Annotated in this window: 13 protein-coding genes; all 13 read right to left on the reverse strand. The window is 43.0% G+C overall.

Going from position 1 to position 15046, the window contains the following annotated elements; translation table 11 throughout:
- On the reverse strand, positions 1 to 3432 hold the full coding sequence (locus CLHUN_RS05690; protein ID WP_080063615.1) for a non-ribosomal peptide synthetase: 3432 nt from the start codon (positions 3430 to 3432) through the stop codon (positions 1 to 3).
- A gap of 16 nt (positions 3433 to 3448) precedes the next feature.
- Positions 3449 to 5044 (reverse strand): (2,3-dihydroxybenzoyl)adenylate synthase, encoded by a 1596-nt coding sequence (locus tag CLHUN_RS05695; protein WP_080063616.1) that lies wholly within the window; start codon positions 5042 to 5044, stop codon positions 3449 to 3451.
- A gap of 506 nt (positions 5045 to 5550) precedes the next feature.
- On the reverse strand, positions 5551 to 5778 hold the full coding sequence (gene tlp / locus CLHUN_RS05700; RefSeq protein ID WP_080063617.1) for a small acid-soluble spore protein Tlp: 228 nt from the start codon (positions 5776 to 5778) through the stop codon (positions 5551 to 5553).
- 16 nt (positions 5779 to 5794) lie between these two features.
- Positions 5795 to 6181 carry a hypothetical protein gene (locus CLHUN_RS05705; RefSeq protein ID WP_080063618.1) on the reverse strand — a complete coding sequence of 129 codons (387 nt, stop codon included), beginning with the start codon at positions 6179 to 6181 and terminating at the stop codon, positions 5795 to 5797.
- Between the two features lie 86 nt (positions 6182 to 6267).
- Entirely contained in the window at positions 6268 to 6942 is a 675-nt protein-coding gene (locus CLHUN_RS05710) for a DUF6320 domain-containing protein (protein WP_207559139.1), read from the reverse strand.
- Entirely contained in the window at positions 6939 to 8210 is a 1272-nt protein-coding gene (locus CLHUN_RS05715) for an alcohol acetyltransferase (protein WP_080063619.1), read from the reverse strand. The genes CLHUN_RS05710 and CLHUN_RS05715 overlap by 4 nt, the downstream gene beginning before the upstream one ends.
- 344 nt (positions 8211 to 8554) lie before the next feature.
- On the reverse strand, positions 8555 to 9718 hold the full coding sequence (locus CLHUN_RS05720) for an ArsA family ATPase (RefSeq protein WP_080063620.1): 1164 nt from the start codon (positions 9716 to 9718) through the stop codon (positions 8555 to 8557).
- Between the two features lie 227 nt (positions 9719 to 9945).
- Positions 9946 to 10242 (reverse strand): hypothetical protein, encoded by a 297-nt coding sequence (locus CLHUN_RS05725; protein ID WP_080063621.1) that lies wholly within the window; start codon positions 10240 to 10242, stop codon positions 9946 to 9948.
- Between the two features lie 80 nt (positions 10243 to 10322).
- A complete protein-coding gene (locus CLHUN_RS05730) occupies positions 10323 to 11489 on the reverse strand; it encodes an ArsA family ATPase (RefSeq protein ID WP_080063622.1) in 1167 nt (388 codons plus the stop codon).
- Between the two features lie 175 nt (positions 11490 to 11664).
- Positions 11665 to 12066 carry a MarR family winged helix-turn-helix transcriptional regulator gene (locus CLHUN_RS05735; protein ID WP_242656446.1) on the reverse strand — a complete coding sequence of 134 codons (402 nt, stop codon included), beginning with the start codon at positions 12064 to 12066 and terminating at the stop codon, positions 11665 to 11667.
- A gap of 305 nt (positions 12067 to 12371) precedes the next feature.
- Positions 12372 to 12863 (reverse strand): QueT transporter family protein, encoded by a 492-nt coding sequence (locus CLHUN_RS05740; protein ID WP_080063624.1) that lies wholly within the window; start codon positions 12861 to 12863, stop codon positions 12372 to 12374.
- A gap of 159 nt (positions 12864 to 13022) precedes the next feature.
- Complete coding sequence (locus CLHUN_RS05745) at positions 13023 to 13793, reverse strand: acyl-CoA dehydratase activase (protein WP_080063625.1); 771 nt, start codon at positions 13791 to 13793, stop codon at positions 13023 to 13025.
- On the reverse strand, positions 13790 to 14791 hold the full coding sequence (locus CLHUN_RS05750; RefSeq protein WP_080063626.1) for a 2-hydroxyacyl-CoA dehydratase family protein: 1002 nt from the start codon (positions 14789 to 14791) through the stop codon (positions 13790 to 13792). The genes CLHUN_RS05745 and CLHUN_RS05750 overlap by 4 nt, the downstream gene beginning before the upstream one ends.
- Positions 14792 to 15046: the final 255 nt, after the last annotated feature.

The raw sequence follows: 15046 nt of genomic DNA on the forward strand, positions 1-15046 counted from the left end.
TTAAATGGCTTCAACTTCAAAATCGCTGTTCAGTTTATCAATTTCCAGTGCAAATGCATGAATAGTAGGGGCTTTAAATAATATTCTTACCGATATGTTCACCGGGTCATCAAAAATGGCTTCGATTCTGGTTACTATGGCCACCGCCTTCAGACTGTCTCCCCCCAATGTAAAGAAATTATCAAACCTGGACAGCCTTTCCCTGTTGAGAACCTCTTTCCATATTTCTCCTATCTGTATTTCCAATGGATTTTGAGGCGGAACGTAAGTCTCAGTATCCGTGTGTTCATTTAAAAGCCTTTGTATCTCCCTTTTATCCGGCTTTCCATTTTCCAGCAATGGAATTCTGCCTGAAAAGTAATATGTTTCAGGTATCATGTAGCCTGGTAAAAGTTTTTCCAAAGCACTTTTCAATGCCTCCCCTCCCGGTTCCATTTTTTCCTTCAGCACCACATATGCAGCCAAACGGCTTCCCCCTGCCCTTTTGACAACACACACAACAGCATCTGCAATCCGGGGATTTTTCTTCAAGGCGCTTTCGATTTCTCCGATTTCTATCCTGTAACCTTTTATTTTTACCTGATTATCCTTTCTGCCTAAAAACTCAATGGTGCCGTCCTTCCATATCCTTCCCGCATCCCCGGTTTTGTACCACCTTATGGTATCCGTTATAAACTTTTCCCGGGTCAGCTCTTCATCCCCCCTGTAGCCCTTGGCCACTCCTGCGCCTCCTATCCGGAGTTCTCCCTGAACATACTCGGGGCATATCCTTCCCAGGTCATCCATTACTCTATATATCTGATTTCCCAGTGGGTTCCCATACGGAATTGATACCCAGGCAGAGGGTATTTCCCTGGGTACAATAAGATAATTTGACCAGACGGAGGCCTCTGTAGCTCCTCCCATTGCCGCCACAACAGAGTTTTCGCTTCTGTTGTAGAATCTTGAAGGCAGGTCAAGAGCTATCCAGTCTCCTGAGAGCATTGCCACTCTTATATTGAGCTTTCTTCCCTTTCCCTCAGCCATGGTGACCAGCATGTCAAAGAGCATGGGAACCGAATTCCAGATGCTTATGCTATACTGCTCCATGAGGGAGAGCCACAGCGCGGGCTCTCTGGAACCCGCCTCGTCCAGCACCACCAGTCTGCCTCCGCAGGACAGCATTCCGAATACATCGTATACCGACAGGTCGAAATCGATTGCAGAAACCATAAGTACCGTATCCTCTGAGGTTATGCCATACCTGCGGTTAATATCCTCTATGGTATTGACTGCGCTTCCGTGGCTGATTTCAACTCCTTTGGGCACGCCGGTACTGCCGGAAGTCATTATCACATATGCGCTGCTTTCCGGAGAAACCGGAACAGGCTTTTCCAGCGATATTCTTTCTTCTGCTTCATCCAGGTTTATTATCCTGATTTCTTCACCGTACAGTGAACAGTCTCTAATTGTCCCGGTATCTGAAACAATATAATTTATTCCTGTTTGACGAAGGATTTTCTTTCTTCTGTCCTCAGGCTGGTTCACTCCAATGGGAACATACACCCCTCCTGAAAACAGTATTCCAAGCATTGCATATATCTGACCGCACCCCCGGGGAAGTGTAATCCCTATATAATCTCCCTGTTTTATTCCTGCCTTCACCAACAGGCCGGCTATTGCCATGGCCTTACTATACAAATGGCCGTAAGAGATTTCTTTTTTTGAAATCCCGTCAATAACAGCAACATTTCCAGGCTTACTTTGGGCGTTCTTCAAAAAATCTGTTATAAGCGATTTCCTGGGATAGCTTACAGGCAGGATTCCATCCAGTTCTGCTTTTCTTTGCTCAAGCTGCCTTTGGGGCAGTACGTCAAAAACGGCATTCCAGTTATCTGCTGCCGCCAACTTTTTCACCAGGTCCACAAGGGCATTGAACATGTCCTCCAGCATGCCCTCTGGAAACAACTCATCAACTGCGTCCCAGCACAAAATAAGAGCACCGTCCCTGACATAAGTTTGAAAATCAAGCCATACTTGAGGCGTCTGGGATACCATATAGCTTATATCTCCGAAAACCTCCCTGGATAAACCGGTTTCAAGAGGACTGTCTATATTGCAGGCAAAAACCACCGGGGCCACAAAACCGGCACTCCCCATTGTTTTAAAAATGTCCCTTTGTACATTGACTCCTGAATAATGGCTGTGGGCCACATTTTCCAAAAATGTGCCCCTGACCCTGTGCAGGGTGTCTATAAAAGCTTCGTTCCCTTTTCTGTGAAAATCCAGCAGCAGAAGATTTGTAAAGTCTGCAACCATATTCCTTATTTCTTCATTTTCAGTATCTCGATTAAACAACGGTATATTTATCAAAAAGGAAGCCTGGTTGCACCACCGTTCAAGTATCAGTGCATAGCAGGTCAGCAGGCACATGGAGGGAGTGGCTTTATACCCTGAGGCTACGCGTCTGATTTCACTCCAGGCTTCCTTGTCTATGATGCACTGCCTTCTGCTGAATCTTGTTTCTGATATAAGTTCCGGTTTTTTTGCCAGGGGTATACCCGGTATCTCACAGTTCAACCCGGATATTTTATTTTCCCAGAATTTTCTATCCTCATTAAATTCCCTGTCACTTATTTCATTTTTCCTGTTTTCCATATAATCCTGAAAGGTGTATGTGGATTGCCGGATGAATTCCTTTCCCGTATAGGCTTCCGCCAGATGCTGAAGAAGGATGCCAAGACTTGACACGTCAGCCACAAGCAAATCCACATCTAAAAACATCCTTGTTTTTTCACAGGGCAAAAGGGCCAGGGAAAGCCCTGCAACTTCACCCTTTTCAACTTTCAGCTTCCTGTGGGACAATTCTTCTCTCAGTGCAAGCAGCTCCTTTTCGGCAGCATTTTTAGGCAGCCTGCTGAAATCATATACTCCCATTTCCCGGGAATAGGGGGTGGGCATTATTATCTGCTTTCCTGTTTCCAGAAACTTCGCCCTCAGCATGGGGTGGTAGTCCAAAATGGTGTTCCAGGCCTTTTTCAGCCTTTCGCCGTCACCCCTTTCCCCGTCTATTTCCAGGTAAGCGTGACAGCCCACACCGCCTAGCGGCTGTTCATCGTCCCTTCCCACAAAATATGCGTATTGAACATCAGTCAAATCAAATTCGCTGTTTTCAGTTATTTTGGCAGTTACCTGCTGCTTCCTGCCTTGACTTACCCCGGAGGAGTGTATCATTTGCGCCCACTCACCCAGGGTGGGCTTTTCAATCAAGCCGGAAAACGGTATCTTAAGTCCATATTTTCTCAAATGGTTTGAAATCTGCATTATCATGATGGAGCTTAGGCCCGCTTCAATTAAATTGGTATTTTCAGTTATCCCGGAAATAGCTAGCATATCCTCCGCTTTTTTATGTACAAAAGTAACCGCGTCTATCTTCAAATCCTCATTTGTCATTATGAAAGCCCTCCTTTTACAGCTTTTCCCCCAGTTCTCTCAATTTGTTCCTGTCTATTTTCCCCACGCTTGTAAGAGGCCAATTGCTTATATAAGCAACCTGGTCCGGCAATTTGAAGGCAGCCACCTCCATATCTGCCAGACAGTTTCTGATATTATTCAAAGACATTTTTTCAGAGCCCTCCAATATGAAGGCACAGATTTTTTCACCCAGCAGCTTATCCTTGATTCCTACCACTTGGACCTCACTTATCAGCTCATTTTTCAGCAGCAATTCTTCTATTTCTGATGGAATTATCTTTTCTCCGGCCCTGTTTATCATTTCGGTCAATCTTCCTGCCACCTGATAATTGCCGTCTTTTAACCTCCTTGCCCTGTCCCCCGTCTTAAAATAGCATTCCTCCGATATGCGGTCCTTATTGACTTCCTCCAGATTGTAATAACCGTAAATGGTATAGGCACCTCTCACAAGCAGCTCCCCATACTCACCCTCCGGCACCTCTTCTCCCTTTTCATCCACGATTAAAACCTCGTCATAGGGAGATATGGGTTTCCCCTGGGTGTGATATCTCACATAGTCACTGCCTTTTAAATCAGTACAGCAAATCAGACCTTCGGCAATTCCAAATATCTGCTGCAGCCGGCAATTAAAGGCTTTCTCCACCCTTTGTGCCAAATAGGGGTCAAGTACCGACCCTCCCACCTGAATCACCTCAAGAGACGACAAATCATATTCCTCACCCAGTTCCAGAAATTCAATGCACATGCTTGCCATTGCAGGCACAAGTCCGGTTATGGTGACTTTTTCTTCCTCAATCAGCGGGATAATTTCATCCGGGCTGGTAACACTGCATATTACTATTCTCCCTCCGGCAGTAAGGGTTCCCATTAAGCCCGGACATCCCAGGGGAAAGTTATGGGCGATGGGCAGTGCTGCCAGATACACCGAGTTTGAAGTCAGCTTGCATCTCCCGGCTGTTTCCTTTGCCACGTACAAATAGTCGGCATGCCTGCGTGGAATAAGTTTAGGTATGCCCGTAGTCCCTCCCGAAAGCAGAAACAGGCCTATGTCTGCGGAGTCCGCCGCCTCCGCTTCAGAAAATACACAGTCTGCCCGCAATTCCCCGAATGAAGTGAATTCCTCATTTTCTCCAAGCACAATAACTCTCACTCCATTACACGATTCACTAAGAATTTCTCTGGCCATTTCCTTATAATCAAAACCCAGGTATCTGTCTTTTATGATATAGCCCCTGGCATCTGATTTTTCCAATATGCCTTTAATTTCCGTTTTTCTTTGGGCGGGCAAAGCCATGACGGGTATCATTCCTGCTTTGAAAAGGGCAAATATGGCAATGACAAATTCCATGGAATTGGGAATTTGCAGAACTATTTTATCTCCCCTTTTGAAACCGCTGCTCAGGAAGCCCTGTGCCACGCTCCCCGCCTCAGTTTCCAACTGTCCATAGGTAAGCTGTCTTCCGTTTTCAGTAACAGCTACATTTTCACCGTACCTTTGGCTCCATAAAGTCAGTGCCCCACCTAAAGTAACCGGCTCCCAGACATTCTTCCTGTAAAATCGCTCCAGTTTGTTTTTAGTCTCCATGTTCATAGCGTATCCTCCGGAATATTTATGAAAACAAACCCTGTAAACTTCTATGGATAAATTGCGGCGATTATTTTATTAACTCCCAATGAAACACTGTTTCATTATGTGGATAAACAGCCGTCTGTTTAAATGCTTAACCTACTACAGAGCTTAGCCTTAATTAAACAGTGTTTTCACAGTTTTTCATCCAGTTAGCGATGGCTAACTGGATGTGGTTAGCCATTGCTAACTTCTGCTATTGTATCATCAATAATATACCATTTCAATAGGTATTTGAATATTTTTCAATATTTTTCTAATATTAACCTGTAAGTGCTGGTTAATAAAGTCTTTAAGAGACAAGTTTTCAAGTCCCGGGGGGACGACAGTACAATTTCGCCAAAAGCGTTATATACAAGCATTTATTTGAAGCTCGTCAGGGAGTGAGTAGCCTTCAGCTAAAAAAACCTCCATAATGAGAACCACTAAAGGCCAAATCATTATGGAGGTCTGTTTCAGATATTTTACCCTTACTGCCTTCTTTTTTTATGCAGAGCCTCTTCCCTTATTTCTTCACGCATGCCCTGGAGAGCCTCTCCGCGTCTTTCATTTTTCTCTTCCAGCTCATTCTTCATTTTCCTGTCATCAGTCTTTTCAATCAATTCCTCGGCAGCTTCCATATTTCTTATAGTATGATTGATGTTAAACTGTATTCTATCTGCGTTATTGCTCCTGTCATCGGGTTTGGGCCTGTCCATGTTCAATCTCTCCTTTTCAGCTTTCATGAATTTTTATTTCAACTGCTCCGGATTGTTCCATTACTGATTTTACTTCCTGCGCTTTATGCCTGGCTGCATTCACGTAGACTACAATACCTGCGTCCTCGTGTAAATCACTGAGTTCATTGACGCTTTCTACAAATGCCTCCAACTGCCCCGGATCATCCTGATCCGATTTGATTACGGCACTGGTCTGGTTATCCTTTACATCATTTCTCATGCTTTGGAATTTTTCTTCATCCATAGCGCTGATAATCATATCCCTTCGCTGTATACCGCTGTTTTTAAGAGAATCTACCAGGCCGCCAACCTGTCCGGGGTCAAGGAATCTTCCAATAATATGAATAAAAATCCCTCCCTTGAACTGCTTAAATGTTATCATTCTTTTATATTTTGTCCTAAAGAGAATTAAGTAGTCAGGAAAAATTTTTGAAAACTTTTAAAAGGATCTGAAACACTAAATTGTCACTATAAATGAAATCTGCGGGTCACTTCATTCTTGAACCTTTTGTTTGCAAAAATCAACATTCCTATTACTGTTAAAAACGAATATAATGCAGATATGGCAGCAGCCCATAAAGTGTCGGCTACACCTGTCAAATATAAAAGCATGGGTAAAAACCCCAGGAAAATCATAGCTATAATGTAGCCTGCATACTCTTTCCAAAGCATTTTCTTTCTGAGTATGATGACTGTAATAATCAAAGTGCCTGCTATAAATAAGTAGGGTATCACAATATTAACCGACCATCGGTAAAAACCTGAAAGTATATCGATTGTAAACAGCAAAACCGATATGCTCGATATCTGGAGGATTATCTTCATTCCGGTGTGTACCTTTGACAGTATGGTATGGTTAATCAGAAGGAGCAGATACATAATCGGACATGCAACGTACAAGAACCACAGATTTTCCAACCCTGCCAAAACATTTACAAGCAAACAGACACTGATGACTGTGATGGCAATAAACAGGTATACTTTTTTAACCATGCCCTTTCCAGTACTAGCTTCTGAAATATTATAAGCAGGATACCATTCATTTTCATAAGTATCTTTTAATTCTCCTACCGATTTATTGCACAGCGGACACTTATTATCATTTCCGTAAATATAGATACCGCATTGATTGCACTTATTCATAAGCTTTTCCCCCACTTGTTTGAATATACTTTTATTTCAAGTCCGCTTTCCAGTGCGAGAAAGCTGAAAAAACTCCTGATGACGCCAGTGTCGATAATTGTTCGTGAAAATGTTACTGTCAGGCTGTCGTTTACGGTACAAACTCCACAGTTTACAGGACTTTTCCTGGTAGGATAAATAATTGCTTCCATTTGCCTTACATATTTGTGCATGGAGCTGGGCAGCCTTGTATTTCCAAGGTTTGAGAGTGTAATAGTTTTTGCATTCTCTCCAAAGTTTTCAAATCCGTATCTCATAAAAATGTTTTTGATAAATACCGGAACAAACCTGGCAACAAGCATCTTTTCCAGCTTTATATTGCTTGCCATGACATTATTCAGATTATTCTTTTTAGTCTTTTCTTTTAATTCTGCCGATACAGACGTTAATATTTTTTCAAAGGACAGTTCTTCACTGGGTTTAACACCAACATTTACAATTGTAAAAAAGTTTCTCAGCGTTTTTGAAGGAAAAATTCTGCGCAGATTTACAGGTATCGTAACCTTAATTGGTTTACTATATATGCCATATTTCATGTTTTGGGAATAGATTGAATGGATTAAGACCGCCGTCAGATATTCCGTAATGGTTGCGTTGCTGGATTTAGCTATGGCATTCAATCCAGAAGCACTCATAACGCCATGAGTAGTATTGGTTCCAAAGGGTTCCAGCAGTGTACCTTCAATGTGAAAAGCTCTCTGTTCATTTTGTCTTTTAGCCTGTACAGGCTGATAATACTTTGGGAAGCTGTCTTCCATTTCATACCTGTTCGGGAGTTCCTCGGGATGCAAAACCAAACCCTCGTCCTCAATGTCCTTTCCGCAGAGGCGCAGATATTGGTACCCAAGTGTCTTAATAAATTCTATGGCCCCTGTACCGTCGGTGAGGGAATGAAAAATTTCAACTGATATTCTGCAGTTATAGTACAGCACTCTAATAAGATAACCGTTATTTTCTTCTGCTTTCAACGGATGGCAGGGATATTCTTCTTCTACCTTTACCAGCAGCCTTTTGTCATTTTGATCAAGAAAATCCCAGAAGACACCTTGCTGAAGCCTTACCGCCAGGGTGGGGAATCTTTTTATAACAATATCCACCGCTTCTTGCAGAAGGTCTTTTTGTACCGGTTCCGTCATTATCATTGCAACCCTGAAAATTGATGTGTTTGATTTATTTGAAACCGATCTGAATATTTTTCCTGCATTGTCTATTTTAAACCATCTGTCCATATACATCTCCAAGTGTCTTGCTCTTTTATTATAAATGAGGTTATATGCTCAAAATTTCCTCAATTACCTCTATTATACCGTAAGGAGAAGCACTCTGTCTGAAAAAGTTCTTGTATATCCTTGCATTTTCATGTATGGTGGGACACAATTATAGAATGGTACATTAAAAGTGTAAATATGCAACCCGGTAAATGTTGCATATTTACACTTTTTTGAATAAATTTCAAGCTGTTAATATCAAGAACTTCTTTCAAATCATTTGAATAGACGGTAAGCATGTTATCATTGCATTTATGCCGGAATATCTCAAGCCCATGCTTCTGTACTGAATTATTACTTTATTATTACTTTGCAAAGTGGATTTTCAGTTTGCCGTCTGAATATCCTGCCCCGCGGATATTCAATGAATGAAGCTTTGCCGGCAGCACCAGGCACCTTCTCTCATTTTTAACCGCTATGGTGATTTCATCACCTTTCTGAGAGAGCTTCAGCTCCCGTTTGTCCACAAAGGGCATATTGAGCAGCAGCAGATAACCTTCCGCATCCTTTTCCACGGAGAATATCCTCTGGGAAACAAGAATCTTTTCAGGGTCGGTATCCCCATAAAGCTTTCCGCCGATTTCATTCAATATCTGAATTTTTCTTAATTCCTTGTCCAGCAATTCCAGCCTGAAGACAGGAATGCCTTTGAAACCCTCCAGAACCTCCTGCAGGCTTTTTGCCTGTATTGTCTCCCACTCTTGAAAATAGCCGCTTAATGAAACCTGGGGAAAAATCTTGTTGATTATTATACCATCCACATTATAATCAAAGAGATGAAGATAGGAAAAACTCCTTTTGGCTTCCCTTACCACTATTTTTTCAGGTGTGGTTACAATTCTTATGCTTACGACTTCCTTATTCTGCAGCAGCTTATGGAGCTGGTCTATCCTGTTGTAAAGGCGTTCAACATCATCAAAGGTCTCTTCGGACGGCACCGGTACCTTGAGGGTTGCCTGAATAACCGGCCTGGCCAGCCTGGCACCCTTTCTTTTAATGGGAAACAGCTTCTCCATCCACCATTTGAACAAATCCGGAAACTTCAGCAATGACATTGTTTCGCCGGTAGGAGCACAATCCACAATCAACACATCATATTTATCTTCATCATATATATCCTTTATCCTCAGCAGCGACATTAATTCATCAAAGCCCGGAAATACGAGCAATTCTTCTGCTTCAACAGTTCTCTCAGCCTTTAACACCATGAGCTTTTCAAAATATACTTTTATATTTCCCCAGGATTTCTCATTTTCCAAAACCGGGTCAATTTCCATGGCATAGAGATTCCTGCTTATTTCAGCAGGCTCATTTGAAAGCTTTACATCAAAGGAATCCCCCAGGCTGTGGGCCATATCGGTGCTCATTATCAATACCTTTTTTTCACCCGAGGCGATTTTACAGGCTGTAGCCGCCGCAATACTGGTTTTTCCCACTCCGCCCTTCCCGGTATATAAAATTATCCTCATAAAAGCATCTCCTTTTGACTTCAATTTATAAATTTGGTTCTAGTGGTCTGTAACATCTAAAACTTATATTGCCGGCGTGGAAAATTTCTGCAGGGTAAGGCTGTGGACGAAGGCAATACTGTATATATTGGCAAGAACGACAACTAAATTCTGCGCAGAATTTAACCGTTGGCAATATGTGACTTTTAGGTGTTACAGACCACTAGTTGGAAAGCCACAGCGAAAGGTCAATTAAAATCCACCTCAACCTGCCTGACTGTTTTTTCAGCAGCACCTCCGGATTTGTCCGGGGTATTTTTTGCAGCAAATTTGTGGTCAGCCCGGGAGGTTTCCTCTTGACCCTGGTCTTCCTGCTTAAACAGGCTTTCTGCCATAAATTCAAATGCAATATCCTTTATTAAACTGCCCGCTTCTCTTTCAATCCCTTTAAGCCTGCTTTTCATATTCTCCGGAAGGATTTCCTTCAGAGCTTCATAGCGTAACATTTCAGCTTTCACCAGCTTTTTTACAAATTCTCTGTTCATATTGCCCTCCTTCAGCTTTCAGCTTTCAGCCTCCTGCCACCGGCCATACCACCGTGGCTCCTGCGTAAATCTCCGGTTTCTCACTCAAAATCAATGCTCAGAACTCCCTCCTCCAACCGGGCTGTTGTCATCCTGTACTTTCTCAGGGTATTGGGAACAGGTATGTTTCTTTTGAAATTTCCTATCTTGATTATAACTTCAGTTCCTGATTCAAAAAGATCAAACGCCCCTTTTTCGGCCAAAGGCACATATATGTCAAGCCTGTAGCCTTTTTCCGTCTTTGTGAAGGTTTCATTTAAGGTGGTTTTCAGAACCTTGAATATATTTTCATCTCCAAGGGAATCCTGCACTATCCTTTGCAGCCCCTCAACCCCGATAATATCTGTTTGGTACCATTTGACCCTGTACACGGGAATATTTGCGAAAACCGCTTCTATTTCCTCAAGGCAGCTTTTCTGAATCAGCTTCCAGTCATGGAAAAAGCTGTTAACCGCATCCCCGGGTATGATTCTGTTGATATACAGGCCATCTACATTGAAGTTGTAAAGGTTCAGGTACATGTAATTTCTCTTGGTCTCCTCCACAACCATTTTTTCAGGAACAGTAACCAGCCTTATACTTGAGATATCTCTATCCTTCAGCAGTGCCTGAAGCTGTCCCAGTTTCACATACAGCCTTTCAATATCATTCATTGCCCTGTCATCGGGCATTTCAATCTTGAAGGCAGCTTTTGAAATAGGCCGCAGAACCTTCATGGCCACCTTTCCAACAGGAAATAACTTTTCCATATACCAGGAAAACAACTCCGGGAATTTCAGCAGGGCCAGAGTTTCTCCCGTGGGTGCACAGTCCACTACTATTAGCTCATAGCCTCCCGAATCAAACAGTTCTTTGATTTTCAGCAGAGAAAAAAGTTCTTCAATTCCCGGGAAAACCACAATATCTTCAAAAATCTGGCTATCCTTGGGTTTTTCAAAGGTAAGCATGCTTTTAAAGGTTTTTGCTATGGTTCCATAGTACCTTTCCATTTCATAGTTGGGATCAATCTCCAGTCCATGGAGGTTTTCCATAAGCTCAACCGGTTCCTCCTTCAGCTCCATCATAAACAGGTCACTTAAATTGTGAGCCATGTCGGTGCTGACTATAAGTGTCTTCCTGCCCTCTCCGGCAGCCTTGACGGCATGGGCCGCGGCAATGCTTGTTTTCCCTACTCCGCCCTTGCCGGTAAATATCAATATTCTCCCCATAATATCCTCCATTCTTAATACTTGATAATAAAGAGCATAAGTACTCCAGTATTTATATTCACGTCAGGAATAGTTCTTATCTCGAACTATTTTTGCAAAAAAATATCCGTTTCAGATTACCCGGTCAACCCCCGGTTCCAAGCCGTTATTTTATGTTATGCTTCTGCGGCAGCCATCACTCTATATTGATTCTTTTCACCCTTTTGGCAGCCTCCACCGGGGGGTTCTCCCCAGACTTCCCTTTTTTCAGCACAGTCATGACCTTGTTAATTATGTTCAGTGCGCAACCCTTTTCCTCATCGGTCAAGGCATTGTAAAGCTCTCTGAAATAGAAGCCGAACAGCTCCTTCTCTTCTGCTATAAAGGCCAGGGCAGCAGGTGTAAGTACTATGTTCACCACTCTTCTGTCCTCGCTGCCTCTTAACCTCTCAACCATATTCTTTTTTTCCAGTCTTCCCACAACCCCTGTGGCGGTATTGAGAGGCGCACATATATACTCCGATATCTCTGTCATGTTGGCAGACTTCCTTTTGTACAGGTACAGAAGTACCAGCAGCTCATTCTTGGAATAGTCCAAAAATACCGTACTCCACCTGTCCGGAAAAAACAGGAACTTGAATTGATCTATATAATCAAAAATTATTGTTTCAAAGTCAATCTCTTTATAAGAAATTATTAAACACCCCTTAAAATAGTTCTTGTAACGAAGTATATTTTTATTCTATACCCAAAGTAATAGCTTGTCAATTTTTATTTTAAATCATATGCGCCGGTCCGGTTTCCGTCAAGCAGGTCTTTATATAAAATACAAGCCCAATGGTGTATCATCAAATCCGACAGCACCATTAAGCCCTTGTTATAATTTTATTATGTATTTTCTTTTCACAGTCCGTGGGTATTTTTACCCGGCCTGAGAATATACCTGCATGCCACACGGATTATAAACACTCCTCCAATGGCCGGCAGCACCTGCCCTGCACACAGGCTCAGTGCCAGGGGCAGATACGGCACGTTTAAAAGCCTTGACAGCCACACCGGCACCAGAAGTCCCGGACACAAAACAATAGGAAGGGTGATAAGCCATAGATTCAATTTAAATTTCCTCACCAGGTACACAGCACCCGAGGTAACTATTCCTGCTATAATCCCTCCAAGCATATCCAGGGGGCCCAGCCCCCCCATAAGGGTATTGCTCAGGAAATTTGCAAGGCCCAGCGGAACGATAAGGAAGGGATACACGTAACTCAAAGAATATAACGAGGTTGCAAGCCTTATTTGATACTGTCCGAAGGCAAACCCCTGGGATACGAACATTACTGCAATATACAGGGCAATTACTATTGCTGATATGGTAATTTTTTTTACCGGTTTCATAGTTGACTCCTTTTACATTTTTTATTTATATTTTTCTTGCTTATAATTTAATTAGTAAAGCTTTTGCAAATAAGCTTCATGTGTGACATCCTTGCATTTTGCCTGCTTATCACATTTTTAACCGGTGCAACAGATTATTTTATTGTTTCGTTTTAAGTTTTACATCCATTGCTTGAGTTTCATGGCAAAACTGCAGCAGCCTATGGCCCCGTTAAATTGGGATTCAGCCATATGCACTATTTCATCAAAATCATTTTTAAGATACCGGGACAATGCCTTGTTTCCTGCCACTCCGCCCGCCAGTACCAGCTTGCCGCCTTTAAACCGTTCCAGCATGGGGCTGAGCCTTTTATAAAGCGAGTAATTAACCCCGGCACAGAGCCTCTCCAAAGCAGTACCCTCTGCAATCCTTCCAATGAGCTCCGACTCCGAAAAAACCGAACAGGTAGAATTCAAATCCACAGGTGAGAGGTAGTGTTGAGACAGTTGTCCAACAGTTATTTCCAGAACTGCTGCCATATTTTCAAGGTATCTGCCGCAGGACGCAGCACATTTTTCATTCAGCTCCAAGTCGGTGACCAGACCCTTTTCCACCTTTACCGCCTTCACATCCTGACCTCCTATGTCCAGTAATATGAAGTTTTCAAGACCGGTCTGCCTCATGGCTCCGTGAACATGGGCCTTAATTTCAGTTATGGGCCTGAACATGCACAGATCAGTGTTATTCCTGCCGTATCCAGTGGATACGGCCCTATGGGGGATACCCATTTCCAGGCTGTCAATATCCACCTGCAGCCTGCCGTCCTTATATGAGCAATAGTTTTTATAAAAGAACATGGTGCCTGTTTTTTTCTTTTCAAGTACCAGCCCGTTTTCCATAAAAGCCATTTTTACTTCCCTGCTGCCCAAATCAATACCCAGCACTTTCAATTAAAACCCTCCTTCATGTCCCAAAGCATGTCCAGAAATGCCTCCAGCCTGAGCTTCGTCCTGGAGTCCAGCCTGTTTGCCTTATCACCTTCAATTGTGAGAACAGGAATGTCCAGTTCCTTTTTTATGACTATATCCTCAATGGCCCTGTGGCAAAAGGCCTGGGTATAATGTATGATGCCGTCAAGCTTCCGCAGCTCTATCTGCTTTTTTACCTCCTGAAGCCGGAAATTGAGATGGTATGGATAGGTATAGTCATAATACTGGTGATAAATACTTTCGGCAGCTTCAAATCTTGGGAAGGCAAATTCCCTCTGAACCTCGTTGAAAACCACTCTGGCATTGAAGCCTTCAACATAGTCATACAAGTCACAGGTCATGGGAGGTACACCCATATACCCCAAACGTACAGCCTGCTTTTGAGGCGCTCTCTTTTCTATCTCCAGGATTTTGTCCTTCAGCTCTTTCAGGCATTGCCCGGAATCACCGTTGAAATCACTGAGAGACACCTGGTATAGATGGTTTTCAAAGCCCGAAGCCTTGTTGTGGCTATATGTAAGCTCATCTATAGTGCGGGCGCACCGCCGGAGTTCTTTCAGGACTTCTCTTTCGGCTTCGGCCTGCTGCTGTGTTACCCCGAAGTCCTCCATAAACCTGAGAATACCGGCAGTGACATCTTTAAGAGAGTGCCGTGAGGGATAGGAAAAGTCATATGTTCTGACTCCCCTGCTTCTCAACACCTCCAGCAAGGCTTTTGTATTTGAACAATCCCCTTCCGACACTCCCACAATTTCACATATCCCGTATCTCAGGCATGCGCCGTAAAGACCCTTTATCCAGGCACAGGAGCTTTTGGGAAAGCCGTCCCTTTCAGCCCGCTCTATGTCCTGGAAGTAGCTTTCGGCGGATATGAACAGATTGTTTATATCTATTACTTTGTAACCTGCAGCCAACAGCACTTCCACCGGTACGGTAGTAGTTATTCCTATTTGCTTCATTGTTTCCCCCTTTTTGTTCATGGTGCACTTATCTTATAGACAGTTCAAAGCTATATGCCCGCTGTTCACTTTGCCAGACAATAAAAAAAGGGCATACGCCCCCATAAACAAAAATAAGCCGTCCTCCGACAGCCGGTCCGTAGTTTTGTTTATAGACAGGATGGTTACGAACTGTCTTATTAAGTTGTTTTGATTGTAGCACAGCTTAAAGGCCAAAGTCAACAGGTCAGGATTCAATAAGAACCTTTCCCGTGA

The organism is Ruminiclostridium hungatei (genome assembly GCF_002051585.1).
In the GTDB taxonomy this organism is placed as follows: domain Bacteria; phylum Bacillota; class Clostridia; order Acetivibrionales; family DSM-1351; genus Ruminiclostridium; species Ruminiclostridium hungatei.